This is a genomic window from Azotobacter vinelandii CA (assembly GCF_000380335.1).
Lineage (GTDB): Bacteria > Pseudomonadota > Gammaproteobacteria > Pseudomonadales > Pseudomonadaceae > Azotobacter > Azotobacter vinelandii.
Genome location: NC_021149.1, coordinates 4,550,287 through 4,567,432, shown reverse-complemented (window position 1 = coordinate 4,567,432; position 17,146 = coordinate 4,550,287). Strand labels below are relative to the sequence as shown.

Sequence of the window (17,146 nt, the reverse complement as noted above, 5' to 3'; positions counted from 1 at the left end):
GCCGGCGGGCTATTCGCGAGACCGCCGGCGAGTCTTGCGGGGGTCAGTTCGGCTGCTGTTTTTCGCTGCGCCGGCGTTCGGTGACCGGGATGCCGCCGATACCCCAGTTGTCGGTGTCCACCTCGTCGATCACCACCACGGTGGTGGCCGGGTTCTTGCCCAGTACCTCGACCAGCAAGCGGGTGGCGCCTTCGATGAGGCGGCGTTTCTGTTCGGCGGTCGCGCCTTCGCGGGTGATCTTGATATTCACGTAGGGCATTGCTGGATTTCCTTGTGCGGGGTACGGATGGGGATCAGCCAGGTCCAGGCGAGCGCCCAGAGCAGGGCGCCGGCACCGAGGGCGAAGCTCTGCGTCAGGCTGCCGCCCTGGGCGACCCACAGCCCGGCCAGCCAGGGGCCGAGCAACTGGGCGCCGCCGTACAGGGCGATCAGCGCGGCCGACAGGCGCGGTCCCTGGTGCGGCTGCAGGCTGCGGGCCAGACGTTGGGTCAGCAGCACGCTGCCGACGAAGGTCCCGCCCACCAGCACGGCGCAGAGCAGCACGCCGGTGGCGCCCGGCCAGAGCAGCGGCGCGGCGGCGCCGAGGGCCTGCAAGGCGTAGCTGGCGAGCAGCGCGCGGCGGTCGCCCAGGCGGGTGCCCAGGTGGTTCCACAGCGGAATCGACAGCAGGCAGGCGATGGCGGTCCAGCGCCAGGCGCCTTCGAGCAGCGGATCGCCGGCCGGCAACTGCTCGCGGGCCAGGGTCGGCAGGAAGGTCATCGGCAGGATGTAGCCGAGACCGGCGCCGGCATAGGCGAGAAACAGCGGCGTGCTGGCGCGGTCGAACAATGACGTGGCGGGCGTCGCGCCGTTTCCGGCACTGTCGGTCTGGCGCGGCGACAGGCGCAGGCGGGCGAGCAGCCAGGCGCCGAGCAGGGCCAGCGGTACGGCCAGGGCGGCCATCGGCAGCCAGCGCCGGGGGCCGGCGAGCGACTCGGCCGGCCAGTTGGCCAGGCCGTTGGAGAGCAGAAGGCCGGCGGCGAAGCCGAGGTAGACCAGGCCGCTGAGCCCGGCGCGCTGCCGGCTGGCCAGCCATTCGAGGACCAGCGCCGGGGCGAGGACGAACACCACGCCGTTGCTGATGCCGTTGGCCAGGCGCAGGAGCAGCAGCAGCGCGTAGTCGCTGGCGAAGCACTGCGCCAGGGTCAGCAGGGCATTCGACAGCAGCGCTAGGATCAGGCCCGGATGCAGCCGCGCCGGGCTGTGGAGAGCCAAGGCGAGCAGGGCGCCGAGCAGATAGCCGACGTAGTTCCAGGTCGCCAGTCGCGAGGCCTGCTGCAGATCGAACAGGCCGTCGGCGAGAAAGTGCGGCAGCAGCGGGGTGAAGGCGAAGCGGCCGAGGGCGTGGACCACCACCAGCGCGGCGCTGCCGCCCAGCAGGGCGAGGAGGATCTGACGGGGCGGTGCGTTCATGGGCGGGGCTCTCTTTTTTCATCTACCTTAGCGATTGCCCGGCAAATACTTCCAGTGAAAAATACTGAAGCCGATTTTCACTTTTGATGTTGTCGAGGTGCCCATGTCCTCCTGGGAGCGATTCAATCCCCAACTGCTGCGCCATTTCCTCGCGGTCAGCCGCGCCGGTTCGCTGATCGGCGCGGCCCGGGAACTGCACTGCGTGCCCTCGAACGTCTCCGCGCGGCTGCGCCAACTGGAGGACCAGCTCGGCGTCGCGCTGTTCCAGCGCCAGGCCCAGCGTCTGCGCCTGACCCCGGCGGGCGTCCGCCTGCTGCCCCATGCCGAGCAACTGGAGCAGCTCTGTCTGGCGGCCTGGAGCTGCGTCCAGGAAGACCCGTGGGCCGGCGAATTGCGCCTGGGCGCCATGGAGACCACCGCCGCCGTGCGCCTGCCCGAGGTGCTGGCGGCCTTTCACCGGGAGGCGCCGCGCCTCGATCTGAGCCTGGTGACCGGCACCAGCGGCCACCTGCTCGGCGAAGTGCTCGCCGGGCGGCTGGACGCCGCGCTGATCGGCGGTCCCCATGAGGACCCCCGGTTGTACGGCGAGCCGATCTGGCACGAGGAATTGGTGCTGGTGCTGCCGGCGGGGAAAACCTCGGCGGAACTGTCGCAGGCGCCGGTGACCCTGCTCGGCTTTCCCTGCGGTTGCCATTACCGCGAACGGCTGGAGCGCTGGAGCGAGCGCCGCCGCCTGCAGATCGGCGCGCGGCAGAGCTATGGCTCGATAGACGCGATCCTCGGCGCCGCCGCCGCCGGGATGGGCGTCGGCCTGCTGCCGCGCAGTCTGGTGGAGCTGCATCCGCGCGGGAAGCTGGTCCGCTGGCAGCCGATCGAGGCCGACCTGGCGGCGGCGCCGACACTTCTGATGCGCCGCCGCGACGCGCCGGCGCACGCCGCGCTGGAGCGCCTGATCGAACTGCTGCGGAGCCTGCCCGCGCAACCGTCTGCTTGAGGCACGGCAAGCGGGTAAACTGTGCGGCCCGAGGAGTCCGCCCGCCATGAATTACCGCCATGCCTTCCACGCCGGCAACCATGCCGATGTCCTGAAACACCTGACCCTGGCCCGCCTGATCGCCCTGCTGGCGCGCAAGGAGAGCCCCTTCGCCTACCTCGACAGTCACGCCGGCGTCGGCCTGTACGACCTCGGAGGCGACGCGGCCAGCCGTACCGGCGAGTGGCGCGAGGGTATCGCCCGCCTGTGGGACGCGGCGGACCTGCCGGAGCCTGCCGCCGACTACCTGCGCGTGGTGCGCGAACTGAACGCCGACGGTGCGCTGCGCCACTACCCCGGCTCGCCCGAGCTGGCGCGCCGCCTGAGCCGTCCGCAGGATCGCCTGCTGCTCAACGAGAAGCACCCCGAGGACGGTCGCCTGCTCAAGGAAAACATGGCCGGTGACCGGCGCGTCGCTGTGCATCTGGGCGAGGGCTGGCATATTCCGCGGGCCCTGTTGCCGGTGGCGGAGAAGCGTGCCCTGCTGCTGATCGACCCGCCCTTCGAACAGCCCGACGAACTGGAGCGCTGCGCCCAGGCGCTGCAGGAGGCCATCGGGCGCATGCGCCAGACGGTGGTGGCGATCTGGTATCCGATCAAGGACTCGCGCCAGCTCGGACGTTTCTACCGGGACCTGCAGAAGAGCGGCGCGCCCAAGCTGCTGCGCGTCGAACTCCACGTGCATCCGGCCAGCGATGCGCAGCGCCTGAACGGCTCGGGCTTGGCGATCGCCAACCCGCCGTGGGGGCTGGAGGAAGAACTGCGCCAACTGCTGCCCTGGCTGGCCGAGCGCCTGGCGCAGACCCAGGGCGACTGGCGGCTGGACTGGCTGATCGAGGAACAGCCGGTCGTCGCCAGGCACGCCACCCCAGCGGCCGGACGCAAGGGGCGCAGGCCGCAGGGCAGGTGAAACCCGCCGACTCCGGTGCGGCTCGACAGCGCGGGTGGCCGGGCTTCCGGCTGCCTCCGGCAGGTCGCGACGGATGGTCGCCCCGCGGATAGCCGCCCCACGGATGGCCGTCCCACGGATGGCCGTCCCGATGATCCGCTCCCAGGAGCGCCACCTTGCAACGCCGGGCGTCCGGCACTTTCCCCGTGGCAGCGAATTCATTCGCGACCCGCGCCGACGGCGCGGCAAACGGAGGCTGGCCGTAGGGCGAGTGAAACACCCCAACCGTGGCAATGGCTCGCGCCCGAGCCGAAACCCGCCGAATTATGCCGATGGAGCGCACCCAATATCGGCGGATTGCATCCGCCCCACGATTTGCGGCGGCGATGGACGCTCGGGGCGCTTTTGTTGAGAAATATTCCTATTTTATAATCCGCGCCTTCCGGTGCCGCCGCCATCGGTGCCCGCACACAAGGGATTTTCCCGTGGCCGATGATCTCGATCGCTTGTTTCGCCTCTACCACCGTGAACTGCGGCAACTCGCCTATCGCCGGCTGGGCGATCCCGAAACGGCGGCGGATCTGGCGCAGGACGCTTTCGTGCGCTATGCCGGACTGATCCGCAAACACCCTCGCCAGGCCATTGCCAACCCGCAATATTTTCTCTGGCGCATCCTGCGCAACCTGATCATCGACCTGCGGCGCGGCCAGGCGCGGCGCGGCGAGCAGACTTCGCTGGACGAGGCGGAAAGCGAGCTGCACGACCAGCGGCCGGGGCCGGAACGCCTGCTGGAACTGCGCCAGCAACTGCAATTGCTCCACCGTGCGTTCGAAGAACTGCCCCCGGCCTGCCGCGACGCCCTGCTGCTCAATCGGGTCGAAGGCCTCAGCCACGCGGCCATCGCCGAACGCCTGGGCGTATCGCCGAGCATGGTCTGCAAATACATCATGCGCGCCCTGCGCCACTGCATCCGACGCCTGGGTCTGGCCGACGGAGCGAACTGACCGCCATGCCCGCACTTCCGGACGACGAACTCGACCAGCCGCTGCCGCCCCTGATCGAGGAGGCGCTGCAATGGCTGGTGCGCCTGCATGCCGGCGATGCCGCCGACAACGACTGGCTCGCCTACGAGCAGTGGTGCCGGAGCAGCCCCGAGCACCGGTCCGCGGCCCTGGTGGCCGAACGCCTGTGGCAGGAGCTGGGCAGCGTCCTGCGCCGCCCACCCCGGCGCATCGTCCCGATCGTGGGCGCGCTGCTGGCCCTGGGACTCGGCCTGGTCCTGTCCTGGCAAGGACACGAACGGGGCTGGATGGCCGATTACCGAACCGCCATGGGCGAACATCGGCACCTGGAACTGGCCGACGGTTCGCAACTGGAACTGGCGCCGGAGACGCGCCTCGACCTGGATTTCGACGCCCGGCGGCGCACTCTGCGCCTGTATACCGGGGAACTGTACGTACGGGTGGCGAGCGACCCCGCTCGGCCTTTCCTGGTCGAAGCGGCGGATGGCAGCATCCGCGCCTTGGGCACCGGTTTCGACGTGCGCCGCGATGGCTCGCGGGTACGCCTGGTGGTGACCGAACATGCCGTGCGCGTGAGCCGGGGCGACGAGCGGATCGACGTGCAGGCCGGGCAGAGCCTGGAATACGGCGAGCACGGACTGTCCGCGCCCGTGGCGGTGGACATCGACAGCGCCACAGCTTGGCGTCGCCACCGTCTGCTGTTCGATGGCCAGCCGCTGGGCGAAGTGCTCGATGCGCTATCGCGCTACCAGCCCGGCCTGCTGCTGGTGCGCGACGAGCGGCTGCGCCGGCTGCCGGTGACCGGCCTGTTCGACACCCGCGATCCCGATGCCCTGCTGGAACTGCTGGAGCGCTCGCTGCCGATCCGCGTCCGTCGTCTGCCCTGGGTGACCCTGATAGAGCCGGACGACAGCCGGCCTTGAGCCCGTCCGCGTTTCTCCAGCCACTCCGGCGCGGCGCGATTCACCTATTCGCCAGGGTCTTCGCGCCTTGCCGGTCGCCGCTAAAAAGACCAGAATTAAGTCCTTAAAAAGGAGTCTTTATCATGCAAAACGTATTGGCCGACAAGGCCGTCAGCGTGTCCGAACTGAAAAAGAATCCGTCTGCCGTGATCGGCAGCGCCCAAGGTGGGCCGGTAGCGGTGCTGAATCACAACCGGGTGATGGGTTACATGGTGCCGGCGGCGGTATTCGAAGCGATGATCGAGCGCTTGGAGGACTTGGAGCTGGCCGAACTGGCTCGTGCCCGCGCCAATGAAAAGCCCGTGCCGGTGAGCCTGGATGACCTATAGCCTGGAATTCCTGCCGTCCGCGCTGAAGGAGTGGGAGGGGCTGGGCCACACGTTGCGCGAGCAGTTGAAGAAGAAACTGCGCGAGCGTCTGGAGTTGCCCAGGGTACCGGCCGATGCCCTGCGCGACATGCCGAATCACTACAAGATCGAACTGCGCGCCGCGGGCTATCGCCTGGTGTACCGGGTAGAGGACGAGCGCGTGGTGGTGGTCGTGGTCGCTGTGGGCAAGCGCGAACGCAGCGCGGCCTATGAGAAGGCTAAAGGACGGTAGAAAGGGCTCCGGTATATCGGTGAACGGACAGTGAGGCGGGAAGAGGCACAAGCCTCCGCCAGGAGCCGGGGCCGTCCGGGATCGGCTGCGAACAAGGTATCGACCGGGATCGGGCTCGACCCTCGATTTGCCGAGCGTGTTGCGCGCCGCTGGCTTTGGTTGGCAGGCACGGGGGAGTCGAATCCTGCGCGAGCGTTGCGCGATGTAATTTTCAGGGCAGCCCGACTCCCTTCATGACGCCTGCGCTCGACGAAAAGGCTGCCTGCCAAGCTCGCAGCGGCCTGTCTGAAAAAAATTTCGCTCCCGCTGTCAGGTTTTCGCTCGCTGTCGTCTTCCCTGATTGAGATTAATTTTCAATTCGCTGATTTCAGCAGGGGGAGACACCATGCGGCGAGCATTCAGACGTACCCGCCTTTATCTGGCTCTGGCGACGGCCAGTGGCATCCTGATGGGCAACAGCCTTCCACTCCATGCCGTCGAACAGACGCAACCGGGCAGCCGGCACTTCGATATCGCCCCCGGGCCGCTGGGCCAGGCGCTGACTCGCTTCAGCGACCAGAGCGGCTTGCGCCTGATCGTCGCCAGCCAATTGCTCGCCGGTCACCGGAGCCCCGGACTGCAGGGCGAATACGATATCCAGCAGGGTTTGCGGCAACTGCTGGCCGGCAGCGGCCTGGTCGGTACGGTGAGCGGGGATACCCTGTTGATCGAGAAGGCCGCCCAGGGCGACGCCATGAGCCTGGATATCATGCGGGTGGAAGACAACGCGCTCGGCACCATCACCGAGCAGACCAAGTCCTATACGCCCGGTACCATTGCAACTGCTACTCGATTGGTACTGACCCCTCGCGAGACACCGCAGACCGTCACGGTCGTCACTCGCCAGCATATGGACGACTTCAATCTCACCAATATCAACAAGGTGATGGATCACACGCCAGGTATCACGCGGCATGGCACGGATAACTATCGATCCTATTACTATGCCCGTGGCTACGAGATTCGAAACTTCCAATACGATGGTATCCCTATCTTGTCTGATGGCGTCATTTTCTCGGGCGAGACCGCGAGTGATATGATCCAATACGACCGCGTGGAGGTCATCAAGGGGGCTAGTGGTTTGACCACTGGAGCGGGTAGTCCTGGTGCCACCATCAACCTTGTGCGCAAGAAACCTACCCATGAGTTTTCCGGACACGCCACGGCCGAATATGGTCGCTGGGATAACTACCGTACCGAATGGGATGTGGGTGGTCCCTTAGTCGAAAGCGGGAGTATTCGCGGTCGTTTTGCTACCGCCTTCCAGGATCAACAATCCTATATGGACCATTTCAAGGAGCAGAGGCGAGCACTATATGGCATCTTGGAAGTGGATTTGTCCCCCAAGACGATGCTGACATTCGGTGGCAACTACGACAAGACAACACCGACTGGTAGCAGTTGGGGCGGAACACCTTTTTTTGATAGCCATAACAATGAAGTTAATATATCCCGGTCTTTCAATCCTGGCGCAAGTTGGAGCCGTGCCGAGCAATTCAGTCATGCCTTCTTTAGTCAGCTTGACCATGAGTTCGATAATGGCTGGAGCGGTCGAGTCTATTACACTTTCCAGAGAAACGCATCCGATGGAAACTTGGGAAGCATTAAATATACCCCAGATGGTGATACTGGCAGCTCCGAATTGCTTAGTGGCCAATACAGGTACAAAACGAGAAGTCAGGCATTGGAGGCTTATGCCCGTGGTCCTTTCGAATTATTCGGCCGTACCCACGAACTGGCCGTAGGGGTCAGTGGCTATCATAACCATCTCAAGGGATCAGGACACAATGTTATTAGAGTGCCTGTTAATAATATCTGGGAGTGGAATGGACATGCAGAGCGACCGGACTGGGGCGGCATCCTTTACCGTGCCGAAGATCGCATCGACCAACGTGCCTACTACGCCAGTGGCCGCTTCAGCCTGACCGATGACCTCGCCGTGATTCTGGGCGGTCGGGTGACCAATTATCGCCGGGGTGGCGACAGCAATATGCGCGAAACGGGCGAGCTGGTTCCTTTCGCGGGTATCACCTACGACCTGAACGACAATTTTTCGCTGTATGCCAGCTACACCAAGATATTCCGGCCGCAAAGTGCTCGGGATGAAAGTTATGCCGTACTCGATCCGGACGAAGGCGATAGCTATGAGGGTGGACTCAAGGGCGAATGGTTCAATGGCCGGTTGAATGCCAGCCTGGCCTATTTCGAAATCCGCCAGGACAACCGTGCCGAGTTGCTGGGCTGGAATAGCGAACGAAACTACAGCATGTATGAGGGAAGGAAAGCCAAGACCAAGGGTATCGAACTGGAAATCAGTGGCGAATTGATGCCTGGCTGGAATATCCAGGCGGGCTTTACTCACCAAGTCATCCGGGACGATGAAACCAACGAGAAGCTGACGACTCAGGAGCCGGAAAACCAGTTCAAACTCTATACGACCTACCGGCTACCTGGCAGATTGAGTAAAATAACCATCGGTGGTGGCGGTACTTACCAGGGCACGACTTGGCGAGATGGTACGGATGCTCTGGGTAATGAACATCAATTCAAGAATGAAGCCTACTGGTTAGTTAACCTGATGGGTAGATATCAGATTACCGATAACCTTTCGGCTACACTGAATATCAATAACCTGTTTGATAAATATTACTACTCAAATTACGGGGAGCGCTGGACTGGCGTAGCCACCAAGACCTATGGCGAACCACGTAACATGATGCTGACGACACGCTGGGACTTTTAATCGTCGCTCTTTTCAACGTCGGTGGCTGTTGGATATCGAGTTCGACACAATCGCAGGCTTGAATCAAACACAACGGATACGATGCCATTGTTCGATCGGATATTCGAAGCCGAGGCTTTTGCACGGCCCGAGCGACTCCGTGCCGGCCGAGGTTACTTGACGAGCCGATCCGGATAATGGCAGCGTTCGTTGCTGCCGGGCTCCTGTCAATGTCGCGCAGCGGGGCGCTCAGGAAACTCGATATCGAATAGCTGCCAGACCTCAGGACATATGCCATGCATATCAATCCCGACAACTTTCTTGAAACTCCCGAAGGCCGAGTCGTTACGCCCGGGCGAAACCGGCTTGCCTGGCAGCAGTGCCATGCGGCACTGGAGAAGGCACTGGCAACGGCATCGGGCGAAAAGCACCTGTTCGTTCTCGTCGGACCTCAAGGCGCCGGTAAAACCACATGGGCCAGGGCGCTGCTTGCCCGGCTACCGGATGCCATCGTCTTCGATGCGATCCTGGTAAAGCGAACCGAAAGAGCCCCCTTGCTACGGGCCGCGAGGAAACACGGCGCGAGAACCACCGCTGTACTGTTCGAGACGACCCTGGAGGCGTGCATCGCCCGCAACGCCGGACGTCCGAGCGATCAGGTGGTGCCGGAACGGGCCATACGAAATGTGCATGCCGCGCTCGAGCGGCCGAGTCTTGAAGAGGGTTTCGGCGAACTGGTCGTTGTCGCCGGGCAGGAAGGCCACGATCCCCGCGCATGAGGCTTTCATTCCCATTCCGGCCGGTCGCATGCCTGGATACGACTATTGTGCTCGGTCACCAGTCGGTCCTCGTGCACGCGAGCCACGATCGTCGGTGAGGTCGGAGCATGAGAACGAGTTCGTCTCCGCCATCGGCTTGGTTCTTCCGGCCCGTCGATCGGGAAAACCTGCGAGTTTTTGAAAGGGCATGGTACCCGCGCGTTCATTCGACTCGACTCCGTCACGAGGCTCGGCTTGACTGAAGCCTCGAACAACACGGGAGGGCGGCGAATGGATCTTCTGGTCAATATCGACGTCGACGATCTCGAGAAGGCGGTTCGTTTCTACGGCACTGCCTTCGGGTTGAGTATCGGCCGTCGCTTCGGGGGCCTTGGCGTGGAAATGATCGGAGGCTCGGCCCCCATCTACCTGCTTGCCAAGGCGGCGGGGACGCCGGTATCGGATCTGACTTCGCAGGTTCGAAACTATGCGCGCCACTGGACGCCGACCCATCTGGATTTCGTCGTCGAAGAGATCGAGGGCGCCGTCGAAAGAGCGGTTCGGGCGGGCGCGCGGCTCGAGAGGCCCGTCGCGACGCATGAATGGGGCAGGCTGGCGCTCATGAGCGACCCATTCGGTCACGGGTTCTGTTTCGTGCAGTTCCTCGGCCGTGGCTACGACGAAATTGCGGACTGATGGGCATGGACCGAGGCTGCACAGGCCGCGTCGACGCACGACGCGGCATATATGAGTGACCCGCCAGGGGGACCGCACGCCCATCGCCGGCCTCAGGCCGGCGGCAGGCACACCCCGGTGCCGCCCAGTCCGCAGTAGCCGCCGGGGTTCTTCGCCAGGTACTGCTGGTGGTAGTCCTCGGCATAGTAGAAGGGCGGGGCATCGGCGATTTCCGTGGTGACCGGACCGTAGCCGGCTTTCGCCAGTTCCGCCTGGAAGCGTTCCCGGCTGGCTTCGGCGCTGGCGCGCTGGCTGGCGTCGAAGCAGTAGATCGCCGAGCGGTACTGGGTGCCGATGTCGTTGCCCTGGCGCATGCCCTGGGTCGGATCGTGGATTTCCCAGAAGACCTTCAGCAGCGTCCGGTAATCCGTTTCCTGCGGATCGAACACCACCAGCACCACTTCGGTGTGCCCGGTCAGACCGGAGCAGACCTCCTCGTAGGTCGGGTTCGGCGTGAGGCCGCCGGCATAGCCGACCGCCGTGGTCCACACGCCGGGCTGCTGCCAGAAGCGCCGCTCGGCGCCCCAGAAGCAGCCGAGACCGAACAGCGCCTGCCGCATTCCGGCCGGGAAGGGTGGTTTCAGGGGATGGCCGTTGACGTAGTGGGCCGCCGGCACCGGCATGGCTTCGGCGCGTCCGGGCAGGGCCCGGGCGGGATCGGGCAGGGCCAGTTCGTGGGCGGGAATCTGCGAGCGCAGCACCATGTGGGGAGTCTCCTTGGCTGGGCGACGAGGCGTCGTGGTTGTCCTGGGGCCGTTGAGGCACAGTTTTAGCACCGGGCCCGCGCCGATAGAATCTTTTCCGACCAGGACACCCGTCCCGCCTGCCTCGCGGCCTTGGGCACGGCCACGAGGGGGCCTGTCCGAACCAGCGGCGCAGCGGTGCGCGGGTCATGCCTTGGCGCGTGGTTCGCGCACCAGCAGCGTGTCGCAGGGGAGCCAGTCGAGCAGCTTGGCGGCGGTGCTGCCCAGCAGCAGGCTCATGATCCGGCTGCCGCCGTGGCTGCCCAGCGCCACCAGTTCGATCTCGTGCTCGCGCACGTAGCGCGTCAGCGTGCTTTCGACGGGGCCGTATTCGATCACGGGACGCACCTTCACGCCCGCGGGGAGCGCACTGGCGGCCAGGAAGGCGGCGCATTCGCTTTCCTTGGCGACGATGCCGTCGCCGGGGGACGGTGGAGCGTCGGCCAGTCCGGCCAGCGGGCTCGCATAGGCGTGGTACAGGATCAACTCGCGCCCCGGGAAGAGGCGGGCGGTGGTCAGCAGGGCATGGCGGGACGACTCCGAGAAATCGCTGGCCACGAGGATTCGCCGGTAGGCTTGGCGCGCCCGGTCGTGCACCACCAGCAGGGGCTGCGGGAGCGAGCGCGCCAGGTTTTCGACGGTCGAGCCCAGCAGCAGCCGCCCCAGCGCTTCGCTGCACGATACGCCGGTGATGACCAGGTCGGCCTGGATGGCTGTCGCGGTGTCGCGGATGGCGGCCGCCGCATCGCTGCCATGGACGATGCGCAGGGTCGCCGGAACGGGCATCGCCGCCAGATCGCGGGCAAGCTGCTTGCGGGCCATGTGCAGGAGCTGTTCTTCGTTCTCCCCGCTGGCCCAGGCCAACGCCTGGTCCGGAGCGGTGGGGGCGAGGACGTTCAGCGCGACCAGTTCTGCCTGCCATTCGCCGGTCAGTTGGGCGGCCCGGTCCAGGGCCCGGTCGCAACGCGCGCTGAAGTCGGTGGCCAGCAGGAGGTGACGGGGCGTGGCGTCGGTCGAGGAGGTTGCGGTCATGGCGATCTTTCCTTGGACGATTGAGATCTCACGCCTGATTCAGGCGTGAGGCCAGGCGGGTGCGCCGGATGACGAACTTTTCCAGTTCGGCCACGCAGAACACCAGCAAGCCGGCGGCCAGCACCTTGCCCCACTCCAGCGCCGTCAGGTCGGTCGAGCCGAAGATGGCCTGCATGACCGGCGTGTGGGTGAAGGCGATCTGCAGCGGGATGCAGGCGGCGATGGCCAGCAGGACGTAGCGGTTGCCCGTCAGTCCCTCCAGGCTGGCGACCGGCGAGAGGATGAAGCGGCTGTTGAGCAGGTAGAACATTTCCGATACGACCACGGCGTTGACGGCCATCGTGCGGGCGGTCTCGATGCCCGTGCCGCCGTTCAGCTCCCAGAGGAAAAGCCCCAGCGCGCCGGCCATCATCAGCAGCGAGACCATCAGCACCCGCCAGACGAAGAAGCCGGACAGCAAGGGTTCGCCGGGCGGCCGCGGACGGCGGTTCATGATGCCGCGCTCGGCCGGCTCGAAGGCCAGTGCCAGGCCGAGCGTGCTGGAGGTGACCATGTTGATCCACAGCACCTGGGCCGGCGTCAGCGGCAGGGTCAGCTCGAAGAGGATGGCGGCGATCACCACCAGCGCCTCGCCGCCGTTGGTGGGGAGCATGAACAGGATGAATTTCTTCAGGTTGTCGTAGACGGCCCGGCCTTCGCGCACGGCGGCGGCGATGGTGGCGAAGTTGTCGTCGGCCAGCACCATGTCGGACGCTTCCTTGGCGGCCTCGGTGCCTTTCATGCCCATCGCCACGCCCACGTCGGCGCGTTTCAGGGCCGGCGCGTCGTTCACCCCGTCGCCGGTCATCGCCACCACCTGGCCGTTGTCCTGGAGCGCCTGCACCAGGCGCAGCTTGTGTTCCGGGCTGGCCCGCGCGAAGACGTCCACTTCCAGCGCCACGCGGCGCAGGGCGGCATCGTCCATCATGGCCACTTCCGCACCCGTGATCGCGGGCTTGCCGACGCCGATGGCGAGTTGGGCGCCGATGGCGCGCGCCGTCTCGGCATGGTCGCCGGTGATCATCTTGACCCGGATGCCGGCGCGGTGGCATTCGCCCACGGCGTGCATGGCTTCCTCGCGGGGCGGGTCGATGATGCCGACCAGGGCCAGCAGCACATAGCCCGATTCCGTGTCGGCGAAGCTCAGGCCGCCGTCGAGCGGGGCCGCCTGCTTGCAGGCCAGGGCCAGCAGACGCAGGCCCTGGGCCGCTGTGTCGGTCGCCATGCGCCGCCAGTAATCGACCTCCAGCGGCCGCTCGCCATCGTGGTTCAACTGCGCGACGCACATGTCGAGAATGCGCTCCGGGGCACCCTTGATGAAGATCCACGGCGCGTCGTCGGCGTCCCGGTGATAGGTGGCCATGAAGCGGTGCTGTGACTCGAAGGGGATGGAGTCGAGCCGCGGCCATGCCTCGTCGCCCAGGCGCTGGGTGAAACCGGTCTTGCCGCCCAGCACCAGCAGGGCACCCTCCGTGGGATCGCCCTCGACCTGCCACAGGCCGCTCTCCTCGCGCAGGCGGGCGTCGTTGCACAGCACGCCGGCGCGGATGGCCAGCGCCAGCGCCGGGTAGTGCTCGGCCTCGACGATCCGCCCGTCGATGCTCAGGTCGCCCACCGGGGCGTAGCCCACGCCGCCGACGTCGAATACGTGTCCGGCGCAGACCATGCGTTGCACGGTCATTTCGTTGCGGGTCAGCGTGCCGGTCTTGTCCGAGCAGATCACCGTCACCGAGCCCAGGGCTTCCACCGCCGGCAGGCGGCGGATGATGGCATTGCGCCTGGCCATGCTCTGCACGCCGAGGGCCAGCGTCACGGTCATGATCGCCGGCAGTCCCTCGGGAATCGCCGAAGCGGCCAGGGCCACCACCATCATGAACATTTCCGAGGGCGCGTGGCCGCGCCACAGGGTCCCGAGCGCGAAGGTCGCGGCCGACACGCCGAGGATGGCCAGGGCCAGCACCCGGCCGAAACGGTCCACCTGGCGCAGCAGCGGCGTGGTCAGGCTCTGGATGCCCGCCAGCATCTGGTTGATCTTGCCGATTTCGGTGGCCGTGCCGGTCGTCACGACTATTCCGCAGGCCTGTCCGTAGACCACCAGCGTGCCCGAGTAGGCCATGCAGTAACGGTCGCCCAACGGGGCATCGGCGGCCACGGCTTCGTCATGCTTTTCGACGGGCAGGGATTCGCCGGTCAGGGCCGCCTCTTCGACGCGCAGGTCCTTGATCGCGACCAGGCGCAGATCGGCGGGTACCCGGTCGCCGGAGGCGACTACCACCAGATCGCCCGGCACCAGATCGGCTGCATCGATCTCGCGGTGGACACCGTCGCGGATCACGGTCGCATGCGTGGAGAGCATGGCGCGGATCGCATCGAGCGCCGATTCGGCCTTGCCCTCCTGGATGAAGCCGATGATGGCGTTGATGACCACCGCCATCAGCAGCACCCCCGTGTCGATCCAGTGCCCGAGCAGGGCGGTGATGACGGCCGCGCCCATCATCACGTACAGCAGGATGTTGTGGAATTGCATCAGCAGCCGTATCAGCGGCCCACGCCGTTTTGGTGGCGCCAAGCGGTTCGGTCCGTACTGGGCCAGGCGGCGGCGGGCTTCCGCTTCCGGCAGACCGCCCGTTCCGGTCCGCAGCATCTGCTCGATCCGTTCTTGCGACAGCGTATGCCAGTCGGCTGGTTGAGGCGTTTCCTGGGGAGCGGTGGTCGAGCGGTCGGTCATCGATACGGCCTGTCCGTGGTCTTGGTGGAGTGATGGTTGCAAGGTGTCGGATTGCGGAGTCTAGAAGAAGAATGCCAGGGACTCCGGCCGGTCATGGGCAGAGCGTCCGGGCCATCGGAACTTCCGGGGTGGGCGCTTGTCGGTGCGGGCCCATATGTCCTCCAGCGTGCGGCGGTGGCGCGGGCGATTGCAATGGCCGGTGGTTAACAAATTGTGTAAGGAGGGTGGGCGTGCGCAGGCCCGAGTCGCGGTTTCCTGGCGAGGGGCTGCCGCGAATGCTCCGCGAAACGCCCATCCGGCGGGCCCGCGACAGCCTGGCGAGGACGGCGCCGGGACACGAGTTCCAGGCGAGGTGTGCGGCGTTCGGTCCCAGCCGGCCGCTGGCGCGGACGGGCATAAAAAAGCCCCGCCACGAAGGGCGGGGCCGAAGATTAAAGAGCGTGGCGGGCTCGCTCTTTAAGGGAAGCTCACAGCAGGATGGCGCGGATATCCGCCAGCAGGTCGCCGAGACGCTTGGTGAAGCGCGCCGCGGCGGCGCCGTTGATCACCCGGTGATCGTAGGACAGCGACAGCGGCAGCATCAGGCGCGGCTGGAAGGCCTTGCCGTCCCATACCGGCTGCATGCTGGCCTTGGACACGCCGAGGATCGCCACTTCCGGGGCGTTGACGATCGGCGTGAAGGCCGTGCCGCCGATGTGGCCGAGGCTGGAGATGGTGAAGCAGGCACCCTGCATGGCGTCGGCGCCGAGCTTCTTGCTGCGCGCCTTCTCCGCCAGTTCGGCGGCCTCGGCGGCCAGTTGCAGCAGGCTCTTCTGGTCGACGTTGCGGATTACCGGCACCAGCAGGCCGTCCGGGGTGTCCACGGCGAAGCCGATGTGCACGTACTTCTTGCGGATCAGCGCCTGGCCGCTGGGTGCCAGGGAGCTGTTGAAGTCCGGCAGCTCCTTGAGCAGGTAGGCGCAGGCCTTGAGCAGCAGCGGCAGCACGGTCAGCTTGACCCCGGCCTTCTCGGCGACGGCCTTCTGCGCGACGCGGAAGGCTTCCAGCTCGGTGATATCGGCCGACTCGAACTGGGTCACGTGCGGCACGTTCAGCCAACTGCGGTGCAGGTTGGTCGCGCCGATCTGCATCAGGCGAGTCATCGGCACTTCTTCGATTTCGCCGTACTTGGCGAAGTCGACCGGCGGAATCGGCGGGATGCCGGCGCCGCTGGCCGCGCCGGCGGCCGGCGCCTCCTTGGCCTTCTGCATCATCGCCTTGACGTAGGCCTGCACGTCCTCCTTGAGGATGCGCCCGCGCGGACCGGTGCTGTTGATCGCCGCCAGTTCGACGCCGAACTCGCGGGCCAGTTGGCGCACGGCGGGGCCGGCATGCACCTTGGCGCCGTTGCGGCTCGGTGCGCCGACCGGGGCCGGAGCCGGGGCAGCGGCCGCCGGAGCGGCGGCCGGCTTGGCCGGGGCTGCCGCGGGCGCGGGGGCCGCTGCCGGCGCGGCGCCGGCGACGCGCAGGGTGAGGATCTGATCGCCGGTGCCGACCTCGGCGTTCAACTGGACGGCGACGCTTTCCACCACCCCGGCGGCCGGGGAGGGGATCTCCATGCTGGCCTTGTCGGATTCCAGCACGATCAGCGACTGTTCGGCCTGGACCTGGTCGCCGGCCTTGACCAGCACCTCGATGACCCGTGCCTTGCCGGCCGAGCCGATGTCCGGGACCTTGACTTCCTGGGGACCGGCGGCGGCCGGAGCCAGCGGAGCGGGTGCCGGGCTCGCGGCCGCGGCCGCGGCGGGCGCCGTAGGCTGGGCCTGGGCGCCGGTGGTGCGCAGGGTGAGGATCAGGTCGCCGGTGCCGACCTCGGCGTTCAACTGGATGGCGACGCTTTCCACCACTCCGGAAGCCGGGGAGGGGATCTCCATGCTGGCCTTGTCGGACTCCAGCACGATCAGCGACTGCTCGGCCTGGACCTGGTCGCCGGCCTTGACCAGCACCTCGATGACCCGTGCCTTGCCGGCCGAGCCGATGTCGGGAACCCGGACCTCCTGGCTGGCGGCGGCCGGCGCGGGCGTGGCGGAGGCGCCGGGAGAGGGCGCCTCGGCCTCGTCGACGGCCTGGGTCGGCGCGGCGGGCACGGCCGCCGCTTCGGCAGGTGCCGCCGCGGCACCGGCGGCAGGTTCCAGCTCGATGATCGCGTCGCCTTCCTTGAGCTTGTCGCCCAGCTTGACGCTCACGCTCTTGACCACTCCGGCCTTGGGACTGGGAACTTCCATGCTCGCCTTGGCGGACTCCAGCACCACCAGCCCCTGCTCGACCTCGATGAGGTCGCCGGTCTTGACCAGCAATTCGATGACTTCCCCATCGCCGCCGATATCGGGTACGCGGATGATTTCGCTCACGA

At 66.3% G+C, this 17,146-nt stretch carries 15 protein-coding genes; 9 read left to right on the top strand and 6 right to left on the bottom strand.

Annotated features, from left to right (window positions below; genetic code table 11):
- Positions 1-43: 43 nt before the first annotated feature.
- Both AVCA_RS20520 and AVCA_RS20515 read right to left on the bottom strand, forming a co-directional pair.
- A complete protein-coding gene (locus AVCA_RS20520) occupies positions 44-259 on the bottom strand; it encodes a 2-hydroxymuconate tautomerase family protein (protein ID WP_012702990.1) in 216 nt (71 codons plus the stop codon).
- Positions 247-1,452, bottom strand: a complete 1,206-nt coding sequence (locus AVCA_RS20515; protein WP_012702989.1) for a YbfB/YjiJ family MFS transporter — start codon at positions 1,450-1,452, stop codon at positions 247-249. Before AVCA_RS20515 ends, AVCA_RS20520 begins: the two co-directional genes overlap by 13 nt.
- Before the next feature lie 103 nt (positions 1,453-1,555).
- Between AVCA_RS20515 and AVCA_RS20510 the strand changes: the two genes are divergently transcribed.
- The 9 genes from AVCA_RS20510 to AVCA_RS20470 all read left to right on the top strand — a co-directional run bounded on the left by AVCA_RS20510 (position 1,556) and on the right by AVCA_RS20470 (position 10,173).
- Positions 1,556-2,446 (top strand): LysR substrate-binding domain-containing protein, encoded by an 891-nt coding sequence (locus tag AVCA_RS20510; protein ID WP_012702988.1) that lies wholly within the window; start codon positions 1,556-1,558, stop codon positions 2,444-2,446.
- Positions 2,447-2,492: 46 nt separating this feature from the next.
- The gene (locus AVCA_RS20505) at positions 2,493-3,395 is read left to right on the top strand and encodes a 23S rRNA (adenine(2030)-N(6))-methyltransferase RlmJ (RefSeq protein ID WP_012702987.1); all 903 of its coding nucleotides are present in this window, start codon (positions 2,493-2,495) and stop codon (positions 3,393-3,395) included.
- A gap of 464 nt (positions 3,396-3,859) precedes the next feature.
- Positions 3,860-4,378 (top strand): RNA polymerase sigma factor, encoded by a 519-nt coding sequence (locus AVCA_RS20500; protein WP_012702985.1) that lies wholly within the window; start codon positions 3,860-3,862, stop codon positions 4,376-4,378.
- A 5-nt stretch (positions 4,379-4,383) separates the two neighbouring features.
- On the top strand, positions 4,384-5,319 hold the full coding sequence (locus tag AVCA_RS20495; protein WP_012702984.1) for a FecR family protein: 936 nt from the start codon (positions 4,384-4,386) through the stop codon (positions 5,317-5,319).
- Positions 5,320-5,441: 122 nt separating this feature from the next.
- Positions 5,442-5,687, top strand: a complete 246-nt coding sequence (locus tag AVCA_RS20490; RefSeq protein ID WP_012702983.1) for a type II toxin-antitoxin system Phd/YefM family antitoxin — start codon at positions 5,442-5,444, stop codon at positions 5,685-5,687.
- Positions 5,677-5,958, top strand: coding sequence for a type II toxin-antitoxin system RelE family toxin (locus tag AVCA_RS20485; protein WP_012702982.1), 282 nt, complete (start codon positions 5,677-5,679; stop codon positions 5,956-5,958). The genes AVCA_RS20490 and AVCA_RS20485 overlap by 11 nt, the downstream gene beginning before the upstream one ends.
- A gap of 385 nt (positions 5,959-6,343) precedes the next feature.
- Complete coding sequence (locus AVCA_RS20480; protein ID WP_012702981.1) at positions 6,344-8,740, top strand: TonB-dependent siderophore receptor; 2,397 nt, start codon at positions 6,344-6,346, stop codon at positions 8,738-8,740.
- 275 nt (positions 8,741-9,015) lie between these two features.
- Complete coding sequence (locus AVCA_RS25540) at positions 9,016-9,498, top strand: ATP-binding protein (RefSeq protein ID WP_012702980.1); 483 nt, start codon at positions 9,016-9,018, stop codon at positions 9,496-9,498.
- A gap of 270 nt (positions 9,499-9,768) precedes the next feature.
- Complete coding sequence (locus AVCA_RS20470; protein WP_041807414.1) at positions 9,769-10,173, top strand: VOC family protein; 405 nt, start codon at positions 9,769-9,771, stop codon at positions 10,171-10,173.
- Positions 10,174-10,265: 92 nt separating this feature from the next.
- Here AVCA_RS20470 and msrA read toward each other — a convergent pair whose 3' ends face one another.
- The 4 genes from msrA to aceF all read right to left on the bottom strand — a co-directional run bounded on the left by msrA (position 10,266) and on the right by aceF (position 17,144).
- On the bottom strand, positions 10,266-10,916 hold the full coding sequence (msrA, locus tag AVCA_RS20465) for a peptide-methionine (S)-S-oxide reductase MsrA (RefSeq protein WP_012702978.1): 651 nt from the start codon (positions 10,914-10,916) through the stop codon (positions 10,266-10,268).
- 186 nt (positions 10,917-11,102) lie between these two features.
- Positions 11,103-11,987 (bottom strand): universal stress protein, encoded by an 885-nt coding sequence (locus AVCA_RS20460; protein ID WP_012702977.1) that lies wholly within the window; start codon positions 11,985-11,987, stop codon positions 11,103-11,105.
- A 28-nt stretch (positions 11,988-12,015) separates the two neighbouring features.
- The gene (locus AVCA_RS20455; RefSeq protein ID WP_012702976.1) at positions 12,016-14,754 is read right to left on the bottom strand and encodes a cation-transporting P-type ATPase; all 2,739 of its coding nucleotides are present in this window, start codon (positions 14,752-14,754) and stop codon (positions 12,016-12,018) included.
- Between the two features lie 467 nt (positions 14,755-15,221).
- Positions 15,222-17,144 (bottom strand): dihydrolipoyllysine-residue acetyltransferase, encoded by a 1,923-nt coding sequence (aceF, locus tag AVCA_RS20450; protein ID WP_012702975.1) that lies wholly within the window; start codon positions 17,142-17,144, stop codon positions 15,222-15,224.
- Positions 17,145-17,146 lie beyond the last annotated feature (2 nt).